Annotated in this window: 21 protein-coding genes; 4 read left to right on the top strand and 17 right to left on the bottom strand. The window is 67.1% G+C overall.

All coding sequences use genetic code 11. The features are described 5' to 3' along the window. Positions 1 to 13 precede the first annotated feature (13 nt). The 14 genes from ACZ1DY_RS09310 to ACZ1DY_RS09245 form a co-directional block, all read right to left on the bottom strand. Positions 14 to 259, bottom strand: a complete 246-nt coding sequence (locus ACZ1DY_RS09310) for a hypothetical protein (RefSeq protein ID WP_043829842.1) — start codon at positions 257 to 259, stop codon at positions 14 to 16. Positions 260 to 375: 116 nt separating this feature from the next. Continuing rightward, positions 376 to 618 (bottom strand): hypothetical protein, encoded by a 243-nt coding sequence (locus ACZ1DY_RS09305; RefSeq protein ID WP_143102009.1) that lies wholly within the window; start codon positions 616 to 618, stop codon positions 376 to 378. Positions 619 to 848: 230 nt separating this feature from the next. Further along, positions 849 to 1,655, bottom strand: a complete 807-nt coding sequence (locus ACZ1DY_RS09300) for a hypothetical protein (RefSeq protein ID WP_143102010.1) — start codon at positions 1,653 to 1,655, stop codon at positions 849 to 851. A gap of 5 nt (positions 1,656 to 1,660) precedes the next feature. Then, complete coding sequence (locus ACZ1DY_RS09295; RefSeq protein ID WP_043829846.1) at positions 1,661 to 1,918, bottom strand: hypothetical protein; 258 nt, start codon at positions 1,916 to 1,918, stop codon at positions 1,661 to 1,663. Positions 1,919 to 1,923: 5 nt separating this feature from the next. After that, positions 1,924 to 2,202 carry a hypothetical protein gene (locus tag ACZ1DY_RS09290; RefSeq protein ID WP_043829848.1) on the bottom strand — a complete coding sequence of 93 codons (279 nt, stop codon included), beginning with the start codon at positions 2,200 to 2,202 and terminating at the stop codon, positions 1,924 to 1,926. A gap of 30 nt (positions 2,203 to 2,232) precedes the next feature. Further along, positions 2,233 to 2,823, bottom strand: coding sequence for a hypothetical protein (locus ACZ1DY_RS09285; protein ID WP_043829849.1), 591 nt, complete (start codon positions 2,821 to 2,823; stop codon positions 2,233 to 2,235). A 99-nt stretch (positions 2,824 to 2,922) separates the two neighbouring features. Then, positions 2,923 to 3,507, bottom strand: a complete 585-nt coding sequence (locus ACZ1DY_RS09280) for a hypothetical protein (protein WP_043829851.1) — start codon at positions 3,505 to 3,507, stop codon at positions 2,923 to 2,925. A gap of 149 nt (positions 3,508 to 3,656) precedes the next feature. Continuing rightward, complete coding sequence (locus ACZ1DY_RS09275; RefSeq protein WP_043829853.1) at positions 3,657 to 4,448, bottom strand: hypothetical protein; 792 nt, start codon at positions 4,446 to 4,448, stop codon at positions 3,657 to 3,659. Positions 4,449 to 4,594: 146 nt separating this feature from the next. Next, positions 4,595 to 5,164 carry a hypothetical protein gene (locus ACZ1DY_RS09270; protein ID WP_043829855.1) on the bottom strand — a complete coding sequence of 190 codons (570 nt, stop codon included), beginning with the start codon at positions 5,162 to 5,164 and terminating at the stop codon, positions 4,595 to 4,597. A gap of 192 nt (positions 5,165 to 5,356) precedes the next feature. Further along, entirely contained in the window at positions 5,357 to 5,671 is a 315-nt protein-coding gene (locus tag ACZ1DY_RS09265) for a hypothetical protein (RefSeq protein ID WP_043829857.1), read from the bottom strand. Positions 5,672 to 5,720: 49 nt separating this feature from the next. After that, complete coding sequence (locus ACZ1DY_RS09260; protein WP_091680093.1) at positions 5,721 to 6,020, bottom strand: hypothetical protein; 300 nt, start codon at positions 6,018 to 6,020, stop codon at positions 5,721 to 5,723. Positions 6,021 to 6,041: 21 nt separating this feature from the next. Beyond that, positions 6,042 to 6,815 carry a DUF7178 family protein gene (locus ACZ1DY_RS09255; RefSeq protein ID WP_144024176.1) on the bottom strand — a complete coding sequence of 258 codons (774 nt, stop codon included), beginning with the start codon at positions 6,813 to 6,815 and terminating at the stop codon, positions 6,042 to 6,044. 57 nt (positions 6,816 to 6,872) lie between these two features. Then, on the bottom strand, positions 6,873 to 7,160 hold the full coding sequence (locus tag ACZ1DY_RS09250) for a hypothetical protein (RefSeq protein ID WP_043829862.1): 288 nt from the start codon (positions 7,158 to 7,160) through the stop codon (positions 6,873 to 6,875). A gap of 17 nt (positions 7,161 to 7,177) precedes the next feature. Then, positions 7,178 to 7,573 (bottom strand): hypothetical protein, encoded by a 396-nt coding sequence (locus ACZ1DY_RS09245; RefSeq protein ID WP_112285680.1) that lies wholly within the window; start codon positions 7,571 to 7,573, stop codon positions 7,178 to 7,180. A 1,755-nt stretch (positions 7,574 to 9,328) separates the two neighbouring features. On the opposite strand from ACZ1DY_RS09245, the gene ACZ1DY_RS09240 reads away from it, so the two are divergent. Further along, positions 9,329 to 9,703 (top strand): winged helix-turn-helix transcriptional regulator, encoded by a 375-nt coding sequence (locus tag ACZ1DY_RS09240; protein ID WP_158077475.1) that lies wholly within the window; start codon positions 9,329 to 9,331, stop codon positions 9,701 to 9,703. 26 nt (positions 9,704 to 9,729) lie between these two features. Here the strand turns inward: ACZ1DY_RS09240 and ACZ1DY_RS09235 are convergent, their stop codons facing one another. The 3 genes from ACZ1DY_RS09235 to ACZ1DY_RS09225 all read right to left on the bottom strand — a co-directional run bounded on the left by ACZ1DY_RS09235 (position 9,730) and on the right by ACZ1DY_RS09225 (position 13,305). Next, positions 9,730 to 11,703, bottom strand: a complete 1,974-nt coding sequence (locus ACZ1DY_RS09235; RefSeq protein WP_465484102.1) for an AfsR/SARP family transcriptional regulator — start codon at positions 11,701 to 11,703, stop codon at positions 9,730 to 9,732. Then, positions 11,588 to 12,775, bottom strand: a complete 1,188-nt coding sequence (locus ACZ1DY_RS09230; protein WP_465484101.1) for a LysM peptidoglycan-binding domain-containing protein — start codon at positions 12,773 to 12,775, stop codon at positions 11,588 to 11,590. Before ACZ1DY_RS09230 ends, ACZ1DY_RS09235 begins: the two co-directional genes overlap by 116 nt. 92 nt (positions 12,776 to 12,867) lie before the next feature. After that, positions 12,868 to 13,305 (bottom strand): hypothetical protein, encoded by a 438-nt coding sequence (locus ACZ1DY_RS09225; protein ID WP_043829868.1) that lies wholly within the window; start codon positions 13,303 to 13,305, stop codon positions 12,868 to 12,870. A 234-nt stretch (positions 13,306 to 13,539) separates the two neighbouring features. Here ACZ1DY_RS09225 and ACZ1DY_RS09220 point away from each other — a divergent pair, with 234 nt between their 5' ends. From ACZ1DY_RS09220 to ACZ1DY_RS09210, 3 genes are all read left to right on the top strand, one after another. Continuing rightward, the gene (locus tag ACZ1DY_RS09220; protein WP_043829899.1) at positions 13,540 to 14,613 is read left to right on the top strand and encodes a tyrosine-type recombinase/integrase; all 1,074 of its coding nucleotides are present in this window, start codon (positions 13,540 to 13,542) and stop codon (positions 14,611 to 14,613) included. 13 nt (positions 14,614 to 14,626) lie between these two features. Further along, entirely contained in the window at positions 14,627 to 14,941 is a 315-nt protein-coding gene (locus ACZ1DY_RS09215; RefSeq protein ID WP_043829901.1) for a helix-turn-helix domain-containing protein, read from the top strand. Positions 14,942 to 15,039: 98 nt separating this feature from the next. Beyond that, a complete protein-coding gene (locus ACZ1DY_RS09210) occupies positions 15,040 to 17,238 on the top strand; it encodes a hypothetical protein (protein WP_144024175.1) in 2,199 nt (732 codons plus the stop codon). Positions 17,239 to 17,289: the final 51 nt, after the last annotated feature.

Here is a 17,289-nt window from a genome sequence, read left to right as displayed (position 1 = left end):
GCGGTCTTCGTCGTCAGTGGGGCCGCGGGATCACAATCGAGATGGGACGCGAGGTGAACAGGTCGATCGTGATCACCAGCGCGCGGAAGGTGCCGCCGGGCGCGGTACCGACCATGCTGGCGCTGGGTGCTGCGTTGATCAGCGTGGCGTGGTAGCGGGTGGCGTCACCGGGGGCCCACCATGCCCAGCGCGGGCGTTCCGTGGGGATGTTGATCTCGGCGATGAGTTGCCGGGCGTCGTGAATGTCGTTGGTAGTCATGGCGATTCGAGCTACTGCGGATGTGTATCAGCCCACGCAGCGCGATGCCCTCCCCGTGGCGAGTTGGTGCTGGGGAGGGCATCGCGCCGATGTGGCGTAGCTGGTAGCCGGAGTGGTCAGGTGTGGCGGTGTCGCCGGAGGGCGTGCTCGACAGCTTTGGTGATCGTGTCGCCGTTGGTCTGCGCGCTCGCGTGCTGGTAGAGCGGCCAGGACCAGACGCAGTCGCGGCCGTCGCAGTAGATGCGGACGTGCCCGTCGTCGTTTTCCTGAAGTACCAAGGGAAGGCGGTGCCGCTCGGGCTCCGGCCGCCGGGGCGTGCTGCCTGATGTGGTGAGGCGCGAGCCGTCCTGAAAAGCCACGTCGACCCCGCGCTCGGCGAGGTGCTGCACGACGCGGCTGACCAGGTCTTGCGCGTTGACCTTGCCGACGGCCGAACCGGGCCGGGCCGGGCGGGATCTTCGAGGTAGTTGTAAACCAGGTCTTCCAGCGTTTCGACCAGAATCATCGGTAGGGGTCCTCTCGTGGGAAGCGGATAGGTGCGTAGGCAGGGGACGCGTTCCAAGCCAGACACAGGCGACAGAGGGCGCCGCTACTTGTATTCGCGCTTCCACCTGGCTTCGACCTTGGGAGCCAGTTCGGCGCGCAAGTCGTCCTCGGTGCGGCCATGTTTCGCGGCCAGCGCGGCCAGGATGAGCTGCGCGTCCTCGCGGTACTCGGCGATGGTGTCTCGGTGGTGGGCGATGCTTGCCCTGGTCAGATACCGGGCGTAGGCCAAGGCGTCTAAGTAGGAGCGACGGGCCGTGAACTCGGTGTCGATCTGCCCGTACCCCTTAGTGCGCAAGGGTGTTCCGTCCGGCGCGGTGATCGCTTTCGCGGCCTTGGCTTTCGCGCGTTCGGCTTTCTCGGCTTCCCGCGCGAGTTGCTCGGGGGTCTTGATCCGTCTGGGCTGGTTGCGAATGTCGACCGGCGCGCTGGGGTAGCACTCGGTGCATGCGGCCTTGCCGGCCTGCTCGACGATCTCGGTCTCGTCGTGCCCGGAGAGCTGGGTGAGCCAGGCGAACCGGGTGGAGGGGAAGCAGGTGCGGCACTCCATGGTGCGGTGGACGTGGCCGCCGGTGTTGAGGACCAGCCAGGCGCGGGTCCAGCCGCCCCGACGCTCGAACTCCGCATCGAGGGGGCGCGCGGCGGCCTCGCACTCGGCGATGGTCTGGCGGGCCTGCTCGATCCGGGGCTGCAACTCGGTCGCGTACTCGGCCATGCCGTCGTTCACCAGACGGTGGACGCGGGCGGTGAGCCCGTTGACGGTGTCGGTGGCCTTGGCATGCTCGATGCCGAGCCGGGCGAGCTCTTCGTCGATCTCGGACGGGGTTGCGGTCGTGGGGTCGTCGATAGGCATGGTGTTCACCTCGGAACGGGTTCGGGCCAGGCCGTGTCGGCCAGGCGGGGGCGTGGGAAGGCGTCGCCGGTGCGCCAGGCGCGGATGGCGGGGGCGAATTCGCTGGTAACGGCGCGGTCGAGGTCGCGGATGTCGATCGTGGTCCGGCCGTTGCGGCGGGCGTCGGCCCACAGGTCGAGGACCTTGGTGAGGCTGTCGGCCAGCAGCGCGGTCAGGGCGGTGGGCGGGTAGTCCTCGGCGACCGCGGCCAGCAGGCCGGCCATCTCGGTCAGCGGCCGGGGGTGGTGCAGTGGCCGAGCTGGCGGACCGGCAGCGTGACCACGTTCTCGGGTCCGGGCTGGGCGCCGGCCAGGGTGACCGTGCCGAGATGGACGTCGGCGCCGAGTTGGAAGACGTAGACCCATAAGCCCATGCGGGTGAGCGACTGGCGCGGAAGGTGGCGGTCCCGCGCCACGTCGAGCGCCTTGGCGCGGTTGGCGGGCACGGTGTGCACGTCGTCCAGACGCAGCCGTGACAGGTCGAGGCGGTCGTAGAACTTCATGAACACGAAGGGCTCCTTTCTTTGTGGTGGCGCGATTCACGCGCGGGTCTGGGCGAGTTCGCGGGGTGGCAGGGCGGTGGTGGTCCAGCCGTAGAGGTCGAAGACCTGGCGGGCGTGGGTGCGGTAGTAGAGGTCGAAGGCGCCGCCCTGGCCGGCGTGGGTGGCGCGGCGGTGGCAGTAGCGCGGCGCGCCGCCGTTGCCGAACTCGGTTTGCCAGGTGCACACGCGCAGCCGGTGGACGCGGATGACGAGGCCAGGGCCGCCGTTGACGCCTGCCCAGCGGCCTCCGTCGACGTCGGTGGCGTGCCAGACGTAGCGGGTCCACATCCCGCCGGACGGGGTGTAGGTGCGCCGGCCGACCTGGTGGGCGTCGGTGGGGTCGATCGTGGCCAGGTGCCCGCCGGGCGCGGTAATCAGCGCGTCGCCGGCCGAGGACACGTAGGCGACGAAGGTGTTCGCGCGGGTCATCGCGTGGCGTTCGCGTTCGTTCGAGCACGGGTAGCAGCTCGTGGCGCCGGTGGTCGGGTCGATCGCGCGGCCGGTGCCGATCCCGCTGGGGTCCGGGGTGGGTGGGTGGCCGCAGTCGAGAACGTCCGCCACGGGGGCGGTGGAGGAGGTGGTGGTCATGGCGGTATCGGTCCCTTCGGGCCGGAAGTGAGCGGAATCGGCAAGGGCACAGGCCGGCCGTTCGGCCACCGGAGGGGTGGACCGAACGGCCGGAGGTGATCAAGGAAGGTGTCCGAACGTGGCCAGCAGCCGGGCGAACTCGGTCACCCGGTCGTGCGGGACGCGGACGGTGAACACCGAGTCGGACGCGCCGGGCCGCACGCAGACTCGGCCGTGGACGCCTGCGTCGACCGTGCCGAAGTGGAAGTCGGTCGCCTGGTCTTGGCGCTGCACGCCCAGGCGGGCCGCGACGGTCGCCGCGAGTTGCTCACGGGCGGCGGCGATGCCGTCGCTGGCGTGCTTCTCGTCCCAGGCCGCGTGCAGCGCGGTCTCATAATTCGGCAGCAGCCGGCGCCGGGTCTCGTGGGCGATCACGTCGGGCGGTTTGCACCGGCCCACGGTGATCTTGTGGTCCTGCTCGTGGTCCTGCGGGACATGGTTGCGCAGGAAGCCGAGGTGACCGATAATGATCAATCGGTCCCGGTCGGTCTTGCGGCCGGTAGTGGTGCCGTCGACCAGGTCGAGGACCTGATCGTTCGGTCCGGCGAGATGGGCTTCCGAGCCGTCGTCGGCCTTGCCGGTGTAGGCGCGCCATCCGGTCCCGAGGTGCTCGGCGACAGTGTGCGCGAGGTCGAGGGTTGTCATTGGGGTTCTCCGTGGGGTTGCTGGTCGACGAGCCAGTCCGAGCCGAGCCGGCCGACTTGGTGGTGAGGTGTGGCGGTAACCGGCGCACGACGAGGCGCCGGCCGACCGTCGACGGACGGTCGGTCGGCGGGTGCGGAAAGGGGCTGAGGTCAGCGGCAGTGGCCGGTGATCTGGACCAGGTGGGCCATGTCGACCACGGGCCCGGCCCAGTAGCGGACGTGGGCCGGTTGGTTGCCGATTCCCCAGACGTAGAGCCGGAAATCGGGGTCGCTCGGGCAGGCCCACACGGAGCGCTTACCGGGCCCCTCGGGCGCGGGGGCGCCGTGTTCGTCGCACCGATCATCGACGACCAGGCCCCCACCCCAGGACGACCGCAGGTGCGCGAACACCCGGACGTACGGGGCATCGAACGGCACCGTGTGCGCCTGCTGCCGGGCCGCGACCCATTCGGCCAGTGCGTCCGCGGACAACGGCCGGCGGGAGGTGATCACGGCACGTACGCCGTCGACGTCGGTGAGCCGGCCGTGGTCGCTGCTGTCCGCGTAGGCCAGTGCGCACGGCCCGGTGAACCACAACGTGATCCATTGCGGGCCGCGATGCCAGCCGCGCGCATAGCCGCGCCGGTCGCCCAGCTCGGTGATCGGGATCGGTGGCAACACGCCGTCCAGGCCCCGGTCCGGTCGGGGCGTCCACCCGTGTGCGCGGAGGTCGTCGTCCACGGTCGGGTAGATCATGTCCGTGGTCCGGGCGCCGGAGTAGCCGCGTGCCGCGCGGCTCAAGGTCGTCGCCAAGCCGTCCATGCGGCCGGTGACGTTGCGCAGGCCCTGTACAGGCATCGGGTTCGAGCTCAGCGCGTCGTCGTGCAGGTCGGCAACCTGGCAGCGGAGTTCCTCCGCGAGCCTGGCCAGGCTGGTGAGGCTGCCGGCCTGCACACGGTTCACCGTCTCCAAGGAGTCGGCCCGTGCGCGTTCCCGGTCGAGCTCCGCGCGCAGAGCGTCCAGGGTGGTCGAGTGGCCTGTGGTCAGCGTGGGTGCTCGCTTTCGTCGGTCGAATTGCGTGAATGTGCGGAGGTGATGGGAAAAGGGCGTCACTGTTCTGCGAGCACGCGGTCGAGCTGATCAAGGAAGTAGTCGACGTCCGTGTTCGGGCGCATCGCGTCGCCGGACGGCATCCAGTAGGAGTCGTCGACGTAACCGGTGCCGGCGACCTGGTCGAAGGTGTCGACGTAACCGGTGTGATCGCATTCGCAGCAGTCCGGCGCGGTCACCGGGTACAACTGGCTTCCGACATTCAGGCAGGCGGTGGCCAACGCGCGTTCCCGGAACGTGGGCGCGGTATAGGTGGCGATCGCGGTCACCACGCGGGCGGCCGGGAATCGGGCGAACAACTCAGCCAGCACGTCGTAGTGGGCGTGCCAGCACGCGGAAATGGTGCTGCGCCTGCCGTTCGGGCCGGTGCCCTTGCCGAACGCGGACGCGCTTCCCTTGGCGCCGGAACCCGCTGTGTCGGTGGTGCGAAGGGTGAACGTGGCGCGGGGTCCGGCGCGGTTGCTGCGATCCTCACCCGTGTGCGTGGTTATGTTTCCGTCGTAGAGCGCGCTGGACACGTCGCGTACGACGCTGTGAATATCGGTGATGGACACGCCGTACACGAACATGGTTGAACTCCTTTACTGATTCGGGAAACGGTGGTGATGACGTGCGCGCGGATGAGTCGAACAATCCGCAACGGAAAGCAGAGCCGTTGCAACCATTGCGTGCGGGTGAGAGCTGCGCGGCGCCCGTATGAACGGGCGCCGAGACACGCGGCTGACTATCAGTGAAATTTCGGGATGCGCTGGACGATTGCGCTAGATCCAGGAATCGACTCGGCGGACCGTGGCGCCGCACTTCTTGGCGACGTACTCCGCAGCGTCCGCCAGGTCCGAAAGTCGGTACCGATAGGCGGACAGCGGCACCGGACCGGCTTCGCCGTCGGTGGACTCGATACGCCAACGTCCGCGCGGTGCCCGCTCGCAGGCGACGAACGCACACCCGTCACGAGTGAACGCGACCGCGCTATCGGCGTCCTGTTCGCCGTACGTGTCGTCTGTCATGACGTAGCCGTTTTGGGCGTACTGAAAGTGGAGCTTAACGACGTTGGCCGTGTCCGTGTCGGTGGACATGTCGCCTCCCTTGGCGTTGACCGGTAGGACGAGGGAAGGTGCGCGGGTTTCAGGCCCAGCGCGGTTGGAATTCGTCGCGCAGCCCGCCAAAGGTCCACGCACCGAAGATGCGGAACTGTCCGCAACGCACGCGCACGTGTGCGCGCGGAACACAACCGCTCGGGGTGAATGTGGTGTGTTCGCCACGGCGGTAGGCGCCGCGCGTGGCGGTCACCAACACGGCGATTTCGCCGCGCGGGGTGTACCCGCTCACCTTGGCCGGTACGAGTCCGGAGAAACTGTCCAGGAATATGAGATCACCGATCCGAATCACGGTTGTCGGAATCGAACGGTGTTGTGTGTCAGTCATCGTGACCTCACTCGGGATGCTTTAGGCGGCTGACTGGTAGCCCGTACCGGGGCACGTGGCTAGGTCGGGCAGGAACACGGTGCGGAATTCGTTCCATGCGCGTTCGGAATTCGCGCGAGCCTGGTTGCGTCCCTTGTCCAGCCGGTTGGGGCCGCGCCGTTGTTCGGCTTCCTGGTTGAGCCGTTGACGGACCAACCAGGTCACGGCCTGGACCTGGTGCGCCGAGATCCGCTCTCCCGTGCGTGTGGAGATCAGGTCCGCGGCACGGCGGTACAGGCTGACCACGTGGTCGTACTGCCGACGGGAAATCGATCCGTCCTTGCGGCGGAACCCGTTGACCGGCGCGGAGTCGTACTCCTCGGAGGTGAGCGCGCGACCGTGCGCCACCGAGAGCGCGTGTCGATCGATCACCACATGCGGGTCATCCGAGTCTTGATCTCCGCCGAACTCGATCAGGTGGGCAAAGTCGCGGATTTTCGGACCGTTGAGGATGTCCTCATACCGTTCGCCCTTGAGTAGCCGATCCGCGGCGCGTTTCTGGCCGGTCGTGGCGAACATTCCGGAACCGGGCCCGCCGATTCCCTTACGCTCGCGCAGTACGCGAGCGGCATTAAGGACGTTGCCGATCCATCCCTGTTGCGGTGAGTAAATCGCGAGCATTCCGGCGCCGAGATGAGCGTCATCGTTCCCGATGGCGGTTGCCACGTGGTGAGCATCGGCATACCAGCGCATTCCTTGCGCGATTTCGTCGGATGTGGCCTGTTCCCAGTGCCACACGATGTTTTCGTGGCTCACGGGGTGCGCCCGGAACCATGGGTGATCACTGGGGGCAGGCATGACAATTCAGTCCTCTTAGGTGTGATTCACGCTTACCGGCGAGTCGTCCCACAAGCGGGACCATCCCGATTGCACGGGACGCGCGCCGGCCGTTCGTACGTATTTGTCCAATGCGAGCAATTCGCGTCGCACTTCTCCGACGTCCAGTTTCCACAGCTCACGGGAGATCTCATCCCGCACGCGGTCAAGGTCAATCGCGCCCGATGACGCGAGGGAATACAGAGCGGACGACATACCGCTATGCCACTCGAAAGCGATGCGTCGCGCTTGTCCGTCACTGATCATGACGATGACTGCACTCATCGGTTTCACTCCTTGACTCATGCCGCGACCGTGACCGGAATGGATTCCATAGCGGAAAAATCGAAAATGGCGAGCTGGGCGGTTTCCTGCGCGAGGGTCACTGCCTCGGACAGGTCCGCGGTCACGACGGAAACGTCCAGGTAGACGCGACCGGTCGCAGGGTCGCGCCATCCGCCGAGAACGCGACCGCGCAGCGAAAGAGCGTCTTTCGCTCGCGCGATGTACTCGTTTAGGTCGTTGCTGGTCACGGTACCGTCGAAAACGCGTTCGTGTTCCGGATGAACGGCAACCGCATAGCCGGTACGGACGTCCGAACCGTCGTCAGGTTTGACAGAAAAACCGCCGTCCGGAACGGACAGAGCGTCCGCCATCGCGCTAATACGGGCGGACCAATCGATCAGAGACATAGTCATGGCGGTACTCCATTTCGTATACGAAAGTGGTTGACTGGCAGCGATTCAGGCCAGTTGTGAACTGGCATCGAGGCGCGCAACCCTCGCCCTTGTGAGATCTCCGCAAAAGGGACACATCCTGGTATCCGGGCAATACGGCACTGCTCACGGGTGAGGGTTGCGCGTTTCGATGGCACATTCCCTGAATCTCTAAAACACTGTTGGGATAAGCCGTTATGTCTAGCGCACAATGCCAGGAACCATGCCCGTAAGGGTTTGGCGTGCTATGGGCAGGCGAGAGCGACGCTCTCAAGCCAGAGAAACCCAATGTCGGCAACCGCCTAAAACAACCCCGAACGCCTACACATTGCGACGTTTTTCGGTGCTAGACCACCATTGACTTATCTTGGGGACATACCTGTGGCAGGCATGCCATTTATGCGCGCTTCTCCGCTCTATAGCAAGAGCTTTACGTCGCGAAGCTGCAAGCGCAGTTACTACGCACTCCAGATTAGAAATGCGCGTTTGGCTACGCGTCGTTCTTCACGCTGCTCTGCACGGTTTCGCTGCTGTCCGCACGGCCCAAGCCGTTGCCCGCGCTTTACGGGACTACTGTCATCTCGACACCCGGAAGGAGGTACTGACCGAATCGGAGAGCTCGCAGGGACGCCGTGCCCTGGTCCTCACCCTCTCGATTCGTTCCGTTGACTTCTTGGCGTGGAGTCGACATGTAGAAGTACACACCCTGAGTCCACACTTTGCAAGCCCAAGAGGACTCGTCGTTACCGTTCCGTTACCTCGTGGCGCAAAGTCGCTGGGTCAGAGCTGCGCAGAGTCAGCCGCGCCCCCTCGGGGTGACTGTCCAAACCGGGCATAGAAGAGCCGACAGCGGCAAGGCACGGCGACGCCCAGCGGAGCGGACAGCTCATCTCTTGCTTTTCTGGGTTTATGAATGGCGAAATGCCGAGAAATGGTAATCGCGAGCGCGTCTAGTCCTCATTTCAGCTCATGCGATTCAACCCGAGAGAACTCAAACCAAGTTTGAGTATTGACATGCGGTCGAAATTGTGATTGTCAAGCGCAAGCGACAATCGGCCGCGAATTGATACAAAGTGTCAGATTCGGACGGAGTTGATCAGCGGCGAATGCGCGACAGGGGATGCGACCGAGCAGCGGAGCAGCGAGAGTCGGGCCAATGCATGGCCATCAAACAGCGGGAAGTGGGGTACGGACCGGGTGGTGAGCAACGCAGCCAGGGTGACCACGGGGTCACGAGTAACGGCAGGTGACCCCCCACCCAAATCGACTGTTCATGTGCCTGCCGGCCACCGAGTCGGGCGTTACATCGGTAGCCCCCGCGGACTGCGTAACCAGGCACTTCGCAGGGTTGGAGGGCTACCGCTCTAGCAGGCAGCTGAATCGGACCGTCGCCGGGTAGGTGGCCAGGACGCTACAAGAGGATCACTGACCGTGCTGTTGATCTACTAGTTGGTCACTCGATGTGGTGACGCCTGTTCGTCCTAAGTAGAAATACCCTGCACGGGGTACCCCGTTTGACGTAGCGTTGACAACCTTGACACTGATCAACCGAGGTGGCCGATGGCGGAGACGATTATACGCCTTCTGGCCAGAAAGGAGGCGATTCTCATTTTTGAATATCAGGGTCGCCTGTGCCGCGGGGGCGGGGTGTAGGCGGGCCGTCACGAACGATTATGGGGGGTGTACATGGTAACGGGGGACGCTAGGTACCTGGCGCGGTCGCGGGATCTCCGCCACGTGCTGAACGGGGAATGGATCACGCACATTTTGGTGGCGTTGAGTGCAGGTCCGCTGCATTACAGCGAGCTCCATACCGCCATTCAGGAAATGACGACGTTCGATCCGTGGACCGGGACGGTTCGCAGGATTCAGAGCCGGGCGTTGGGCCGGACGTTGCGGCGGATGGAGACCGCCGGTCTGGTGGATCGGGTCGAGGAGCGGACGTTTCCGCGGTCGGTGGTGTACTCGCTGACTCCTGCCGCCGCGGATTTACTGGTCCGGGCGCGGCCTCTGATCGACTGGGCGGAAGAGAACCTCGATCTGATCGAGCGCTTGCAGAAGGCGCCGGACGATGGCGAGTCGTCGCAGGATGACGACGATCAGCCCGACTGAGGCATCGCTGCGCTGTCGGATGCGGTTCAGCTGGCCGCGGCGTTGTCGGTGGAGATCGGCTTCCGGGTGCTGCCGCGGCGTTGGAGGAAGTCGGCGAGGTTGAGCGTGTCGGGGCTGGGGCGTTGGCCGATCTCGTCCAGTGTGGTGGTCAGCAGCGCGAGGGTACGTGGGATGGCGGCGTACTGGTCGAGACGGGCTTGGGTGCGGATGATGTCGCGGTAGACGCCCTCGTTGTAGCGGTCGAGCTTCCGGGTGCGTTCCAGCAGTGTGAGCATGGTTTCTGGATCGCTGTCGCCGTGAGCGCGGATCAGGGCGCCGAGCGCGTCCAGGACGTCGCGTCGGGTGGCCTCGCGGAACGGTTCGATCCAGGGCACGAGTAGGTCCTCGGCGAGGTCGCTCTGGTAGAGCTCGACGGCGTCGTGCAGCTGAGCCTGGGCCTCGGTGTCGGTGGGGCGTGGTGCCTGTAGGGCGTGCTGGAGTTGCCAGTAGTCGACGACGAGTTCGTCGTTGAGCTGGTAGCGGCCATCGTTGTTGAGGACGAGGTTGTTGATCCTGCCGTCGGTGGCGTCTGTGAGCGCGCGGCGCAACATGGACAGGGTGTTGTGGAACGAGTTGTACGGCCGTGGCGGACGGCTGTCGGGCCAGACGGCCTCGTTGAGGACTTCGCGGCGGACGCCGTGGGGGTGCAGCGCGAGGTAGACGAGCACTTCCCGTTGCTTCGGCGTCAGCACGCCGCTGAGCACACGGTCTCCCTCGTCGTCGTGCAGCGTCAGGTGCAGGCGTCCCAGCACGCGCACGACCAGCGGGCGCTGTGATGCTGCGCCGTGACCGTTCTTCGGCTGCAGAGATTCCTCGGCGGCCGGTGCCTGATCGGCGGCTGGCTTGACGTCCTCGGCGGCCGTGCGGCGGTCCTCGGTGTCATCCCGGCTGGCTGAGGTCGGGCTCGTCGGCTGGACATCCACGGGGATGGGCTGGACGTCCAGCAGCTGCAGGCTCGGGCTCGGTGGGGGCTGCTCGCCGGCTTCTTGTTCTAGCGGGCGGGTGGATTCGAGCTGGGTCATCTCGTCGACCGAGCGTTGCTCGGGGACGGGTGGGGTGGGTACGACGTCGTGATCGTCCGCAGGCGGTGTGTGCTCGTCGCCGGTGAGGCCACTGGTTGCGTAGTCGTGTGTTGTCAGGTCGGCGGGGCCTTCGGCGTCCCGGAGCACAGCAAGCAACTCGGTGGTGTCGGTGGCGGGCAGGCTGAACAGGCGTGTGTCGGCGAGGGCGTCGCCGAAACCGGGGCTGGTCGCGCTGACGGTGCCGTCGTGGCGGACGCGCACGGTCGCACCGGGGCGCCACTGGCCGAGGAGCACACCAGCCAGGCCGAGGGGCGAGCCGTTGTCGAGCACGGCTTGCAGGCGCCGTTCGGCGTGAGGTGCAGGACTGGCGAGCAGCACGAGCGAGGCCGGCGTGGGCTGGGAATCGGTCTCCTCGATGGCATGGCGCGTGCGGGTGAGCAGGGCCGCTTCCATCTCGTCGAGAGCGGCGTCGAGCGTGGCGACGACGTGGACGGTGGACGGCAGGCTCTCGACGTCGGCGCCATCGAAGACGAGGTGCAGGTCGTCGGCGGGCACGAGCACGTGGATGCCCTCGCCGGGCTGATGTTCGGTGAGCAGGTGCAGCAGTAGCGCGCGAGCAGCGGCGGGCGCGCCGGGGCCGGCGAGGCCAAGACCGCGGGTGCTGGCGAGGTTCAAGGCGAGTTCGCGACCGCCCCGCACGCCGACCCTCGCCGGGACTGGGACTGGTTTGTCGTCGGGTTCCAGGGCCCCGGCCGCGGTGATGTGGATCCGCGGTGGGGCTGGCGCGAGGTCGACGAACTCCACGTCCTCACCGGGCCTGCGGTCACTGTCGTCTTCCTGGTCGTACGCGGCCCGAAGTGCGCGGACCACGGGCGCGATCGGGCGCTGCAGGTCGGCGCGGTCGCCGCTGCCGATGCGGTAGTGTCGTCGGCGCCACATCCGGGCCGACACCATGGCCGCAGTGATGGCTCCGGCGAGGCCGAGGCTGACAAACACGTCGGTCAGCAGGTCCAGCCCTGGTTCGGCCTGGTCTTCGCGGTGCTCGCCGGCCTCGTCCGGCGGGGCCGGCGCCGGGGTCGTGTCCGGTGCGGGCTGTGTTGACGGTGGAGTGGTCGGCGCGGTGCTCGTCGGAGGTGGTGGTTGCTGGGGCGGCACCTGCGGCTGCTGCTCGCCGGGGGGGATGCTGTTCGGGTGGGGCAGGGACGTAGGCGGTGATCTTCCAGCCGGGGCGCACGAGGTTGGGCTTGGTCAGCGCGCGGCCGTCGGGCTGCTCCACACCACGGTTGAGCTGGAACAAATCGGGCCAGCGGCTGCCGCCGCCGGGACCGTAGATGCGTTCGGCGACCCGCCACAGGCTGTCGTAGATCCCGTCGTGCGGGAGCCGGACCTCCTCGGTGACCTGGACCATGCCCGGCGGGGCCGGCGCTGCCCGATCGACCACCAACGTGGTCGCCGGGACGACGGCCGCCTGCGGAGCCGCGGCCTGGGTGGCTGGTCTTGGGGTCAGCGGTGCGACGACCGCGACCGGCGTGATATCGGCGGTCAGGTCCGCGGTGGTCGGGGTGGGAGCCGTGTACGGGGTCCGGTTGGCGAGCAAGGTCAGCACGATGGTGCCGATCAGGGCCGCGGCCAGCCCGTGCAGCGGGCCGGGTGGGCGGACCTGCGGCCAGGTGATCCCGCGCGCCGCGTCGATGGTGCCGCGCAGGACGTCAAGCGCGAAGAAGAACCAGACGATCCAGCACAGCACCGCCAAGGTGTTGAGAAGGAATTGCGCGCTCATCGGGTTGAGCAGCGTCGCCTGGATCTCGTCCCAGGTCGGCACGTGGTCGGGCAGCGGCCAACTCACGAAGTGCACCAAGGCCCAAGGCAGACCCGCCACGAGGGCGAGCAGGACGACGAACGCGAGCAGACCGCGCACGAACCGCAGGCTGGCGGCCAGCGCCCACCCGGCATGGCGTCCTGTGCTCGGCCGTATCGGCTTCCGGCGAGAGAAGTGCGAGTGTGCGGTCACGACGTGCTCAATTCCTTGGAACGTGCAGGTTTACGACTCCGCGGTCGCCACCCGAGACAGCGGCGGACGGTGAACGAGCCGGAGCGGCGATGTCACGTCACCGCCGCGGGAACCCGGCTGGACGTGTCCGTCGCGCCGCTGCGAGGCCCGCCGACTTCGGGTGATGCGGACGTCTGGCTGGCCGGCGGTGTCTTCGCTGTGGTCTGTGGCCCGCTCGCGTCGCTCTTGGTGGTTGGCGCGCTGGCGGTGGACCGTTTGCGCTTGGGGCGAGTTGCTTTCCGGCCGTTGAGCCACTGGGTGAGGTCGGCGGCCGGTACGTCGGTGAACTTGGCCAGCTCGTCGACGCCGATGACGTCACTGGACTCGGCGAGAACGTCACCGAGCTCTCGCTCGATGTCGCCGAGTTTCTCGGCCACTTCTGCCCGCAGCTGTGCGAGCTCACCGACGCGCTTGGCCGCAGCGGCCCTCTTCGCGCTGCGGGCCGCGTCCGCTTCCTCGACGCGGCGTTCGATCTCTTCAGTCGTCGCCATCCTGGTCTCCTTCCCCGTTGTGGCACTGAGTTGGGTACGAGCGTGTGAGGGTGGTCATGGGAGTACTGCCTGAACTGCCGTGGGTTCGTTGGGGACCATTAGCGCCAGGTCGGGCGCTTGTCCTGGTGGGAGTGGGTTCACTCGTTGGTGTGGAGAATCCGATTGATGGTCGAGATTCTCGACGAGATGCCGATGTTGTTGACACATTCGTTCTCCGATTGAACAGGGGTGTCCGTGGCGTTGGCTGAGGTGCGGTCGTTGGGGGCCGCGCGGCGATTGCGCACTGCCGCAGAGTTCGAGGACTTTGAGCAGGAGTTGGTGGATCAGTTCGCTCTGGCGCAGGTCGGCGCCGGTGTGACGGACGGTGTGGTGGGGTCGTATCGGTCGGTGGTGTTCGAGTTCGTGCGCTTCACTGGCCGACCGGTGTGGACGACTCGCGCTGAGGATGTTGATCGGTTCTTGGCTGACCAGCGCAGGCGTGGCCGGGCGGCGTCCACGGTGTACAGCAAGGCGGGGACGCTGACGGCGTTCTTCGAGTTCCTCGTGGCGCGCTACCAGGGAGACATCCACGCGCTGACCGGTCATGTTCTCGAGCAGCCGGTGGATGAGTTCAACCGTCCGTCCAAGCCGGACTACGTCGCTGTGCGGGTGCCACCTGGGCAGCAGGAGGTCGAGGTACTGTTTGGCGCGTGGCGTGAGGCGTTGCCGCATGCCCGGAAGTTCTTGCCGGCGGCACGTGACTACATGGCGGCCTCGTTGTGGCGTCGGGCGGGTTTGCGGATCACGGAGTCGCTGATGCTTGACATTCGCGACTGGCGGCCCGATCTGGGTGAACGGGGCAAGTTGCATGTCCGGTTCGGCAAGGGCAGCCGAGGGCGTGGGCACAAACCTCGTCTGGTACCCGCGATCGAAGAGGTCGACGCTTTGATGGAGTGGTGGCTGACCGATGTGCGCCACCAGTTCGGTCCGGATTGGTCTGATCCGGATGCCCCACTGCTGCCGAGTGAGCGCCGCGACCGCGACACCGGGCGATGTGTGCGGATCGGCGATGACGCATTGCGTTCCAGCCTGGCGGATGCTGTCGACCGGTGGCTTCCAGTATGGGTGGGTCGGTTGACACCGCACGGTTTGCGGCACTTCTGCGCCTCGTCGCTGTACGAGCGAGGCATGGATCTCAAAGCGATACAAGAGATTCTGGGTCACGAATGGTTGTCGACGACGACGCGCTACATCCATGTCCACGCCAACCACATCGAACATGCTTGGGAGACGGCCAACCAGCGGGTGGCCTCCCGGCTCATGCAGTAGCGGAGGTGTGCTGATGCGGTGGAATCTGCGGATGAAAGCAGCTGAGGCGGGTATCTGGAAGTCCACGGAGATGCGCCGCCGGTTGGCCGAGGCTGGGTTGGAGATCAGTGCGGGCAAGATGTCAGCCTTGTGGACCGGCACGCCGACCACGATCCGGCTGGATGACCTCGATGTGATCTGCGCGGTGCTGGAGTGTGAACCGACCGAGCTACTGATCCGGGAACCGGACAAGGTGGCCGCCCGCAGGCCGCAGAAGACGGCCGAGGCCACGGGAGGGGCAGTGGTCACGCCCCGGTTCGGTCGGCACCGGTCTGTGCCGCCGGCGTGAGTGGCCGGCCATGGCCGCGCTTGTGCAGCGTATGCCGGACTCGCCCGGTCAAGCACCGCCATGTCGACTACTGCTGCACCTGCCAGCCCGGCGGGCCGGTGACGCCCCCGCCGTGTCAGCGCTGCGGAGCGACCGAGAATTACTACAGCGCGGGCCTGTGCGCCCGCTGCCACCGGTTCTCCCCGCTGACCATCGACTCGTGCGAGGACTGCTACGCCTGGGGCGCGACCCGCACTCGTAAATGGCTGTGCCAGGGCTGCCACGCGTGGCGACAGCGCCGCCCGCTCGGTGACTGTGTCGCCTGCGGGCGGCGCGTGGCCCTCGACCCGAATTGGGGCGCGTGTCGACTGTGCTGGCGACAAGCCGACCTGGTCGGCACCGACGATCTCGCCGCCGCGATCTGCCATGGGCACCAGCTGTTCTTCGCCGATCTGTTCCGCAGCCGGGCGGGACGGGCGACTCGGCCTGGCCCGCCGGGGCTGCGGCCCGGGCCGACCGCGCGGTTCGCCGCCACCGGCGCACCGCCACGGAAAGTGCTGCAGTGGACCATCTTCGACGCGATGCGCACGAACACCACGACCACGCCACGGCCGTGCACTCGCTGCGGGCAACGCCCGGTCAAGACGGCCCAGTCGGACTTCTGCTACCCCTGCCAGCCCGGCGGCCCGGGGATTGCGCCACCGTGCCTGAAGTGCGGCTCGACCAGCGACTACTACACCGCCGGGTTGTGTGTGCGCTGTCACCGGTTCTCGCCGTTGACGGTGGATTCGTGCCCGGACTGCCACGCGTGGGGCACCCGACGCGGCAACGCCTGGCTGTGCGAAGGATGCCGCGGCTGGCGACGCCACCACCCCGACCGTGCCGACTGCGTCATCTGCGCACGGATGAGCCATGTCAACGCCAACGGCCTGTGCCGGCTGTGCCGTAAACAGGCACTCTGGCTGCCGAGCAGCACCCATGCCGACCAGGCCGAGCACATTTGGCGCTGGGGGCACCAGCTGTACTTCGCCGACATGTTCACCGGGCTCGGTGTCCGCGCCGCTCGCGCCGCTGCGGCCGACCAACGCCGGCGGCAGAGACCATGGCCGCTGCCCGCCCGTTGTCCGATACGCCATCAGCAACTGGTTGCCTTCACCCTGCCCCGCGACCTGCATGCCGGGAATGCACGCGGCTTTCCGGCCCCGTCCGATCCAGGACTTGCGGCCTACCTCGACGAGTGCGTCACCGAACACGCCGCCCGGCATGGCTGGGACTCCAAGGTCGCCACCCGCACCCGGACGGGCCTGCACATCCTGCTGGGGCTGCAGGACACTCCCGGCGCGGCCACCAACGCCAGCGATGTCGCCACCCTGTCCGTCATCGATGGTCCGGTCCGCCCCATCCTCGACGTCCTGGCCGCCCACGGATTCCTCCACGACGACCGCGTCCCGACCATCGAACGCTGGTTCACCGCCAAAACCACCGGCCTGCCCGACGAGATGGTGACCGACCTGCGGTGGTGGTTCGACGTGATGCGCCACGGCCACACCAGCCCACCCCGCAGCATTCCCCGCGCGGCCCGCACGATCCAGGCCAAACTGCGATGGGCCCTGCCCGCACTGCAAACCTGGGCGGTGCGCGGGCACGAACATCTCCGAGAGATCACCCGCGATGACGTTCTCGCGATCCTGCCCACCTCCGGCACACCCCGCCACACCATGCTCCAAGGGCTGCGCTCGATCTTCCGGCTGCTCAAAGCCCACAAGCGCGTGTTCGTCAACCCGACCGCGCGTATCCCGCTCGGTCGAGGACCAGGCCGCATCCCCCTGCCCACCCCGGTCGACGACATCCGCGAGGCGCTGTGCAGCGAGGACACCACCCGGGCGGCGATCGCCGCGCTGGTGGCCTTCCACGCCCTGTCTTCCCAGCAACTGCGCAACCTGCAGCTCACCGACGTCCACGACGGCCACCTGCAGGCCGGAGATCGCACCATCCCGCTCGCCGGCCCGGTACGCCAGCGGCTGGGCGCCTACCTCGACTACCGCTCTGCCCGCTGGCCCGCCACCGCCAACCCGCACCTGTTCATCCACTACCGCAGCGCCAACCACACCCGCCCCGTCCAGATCGAGTGGCTGGCCCACCGCCTGGGCTTGTCCACCCAGGCCCTGCGCGAAGACCGCATCCTGCACGAAGTTCACGCCACCAGAGGCGATATCCGCCGCCTGTGCGACCTGTTCGGCCTGTCCGTCGGTGGCGCCGAGCGCTACACGGTCGTCCTCGACCCTCCCGATCTGCCGACCAGCGATCGACACGCCTAGCTCGACGGCCTGTGTGCTCAGCGGCAACAGCTTGACCTTCGAGTCGACTCG

Source organism: Amycolatopsis sp. PSD-21 (assembly GCF_055561455.1).
The sequence above is the reverse complement of the archived record's forward strand: the minus strand, read 5'-3'. Positions and strand labels throughout refer to the sequence as shown.

Coding starts and splice junctions, on each gene's coding strand:
- ACZ1DY_RS09310 (WP_043829842.1), bottom strand. CDS start 259: ATGACTACCAACGACATTCACGACGCCCGGCAACTCATCGCCGAGATC.
- ACZ1DY_RS09300 (WP_143102010.1), bottom strand. CDS start 1,655: ATGCCTATCGACGACCCCACGACCGCAACCCCGTCCGAGATCGACGAA.
- ACZ1DY_RS09295 (WP_043829846.1), bottom strand. CDS start 1,918: ATGGCCGGCCTGCTGGCCGCGGTCGCCGAGGACTACCCGCCCACCGCC.
- ACZ1DY_RS09285 (WP_043829849.1), bottom strand. CDS start 2,823: ATGACCACCACCTCCTCCACCGCCCCCGTGGCGGACGTTCTCGACTGC.
- ACZ1DY_RS09280 (WP_043829851.1), bottom strand. CDS start 3,507: ATGACAACCCTCGACCTCGCGCACACTGTCGCCGAGCACCTCGGGACC.
- ACZ1DY_RS09270 (WP_043829855.1), bottom strand. CDS start 5,164: ATGTTCGTGTACGGCGTGTCCATCACCGATATTCACAGCGTCGTACGC.
- ACZ1DY_RS09265 (WP_043829857.1), bottom strand. CDS start 5,671: ATGTCCACCGACACGGACACGGCCAACGTCGTTAAGCTCCACTTTCAG.
- ACZ1DY_RS09260 (WP_091680093.1), bottom strand. CDS start 6,020: ATGACTGACACACAACACCGTTCGATTCCGACAACCGTGATTCGGATC.
- ACZ1DY_RS09250 (WP_043829862.1), bottom strand. CDS start 7,160: ATGAGTGCAGTCATCGTCATGATCAGTGACGGACAAGCGCGACGCATC.
- ACZ1DY_RS09245 (WP_112285680.1), bottom strand. CDS start 7,573: ATGACTATGTCTCTGATCGATTGGTCCGCCCGTATTAGCGCGATGGCG.
- ACZ1DY_RS09235 (WP_465484102.1), bottom strand. CDS start 11,703: ATGTGGCGCCGACGACACTACCGCATCGGCAGCGGCGACCGCGCCGAC.
- ACZ1DY_RS09225 (WP_043829868.1), bottom strand. CDS start 13,305: ATGGCGACGACTGAAGAGATCGAACGCCGCGTCGAGGAAGCGGACGCG.
- ACZ1DY_RS09215 (WP_043829901.1), top strand. CDS start 14,627: ATGCGGTGGAATCTGCGGATGAAAGCAGCTGAGGCGGGTATCTGGAAG.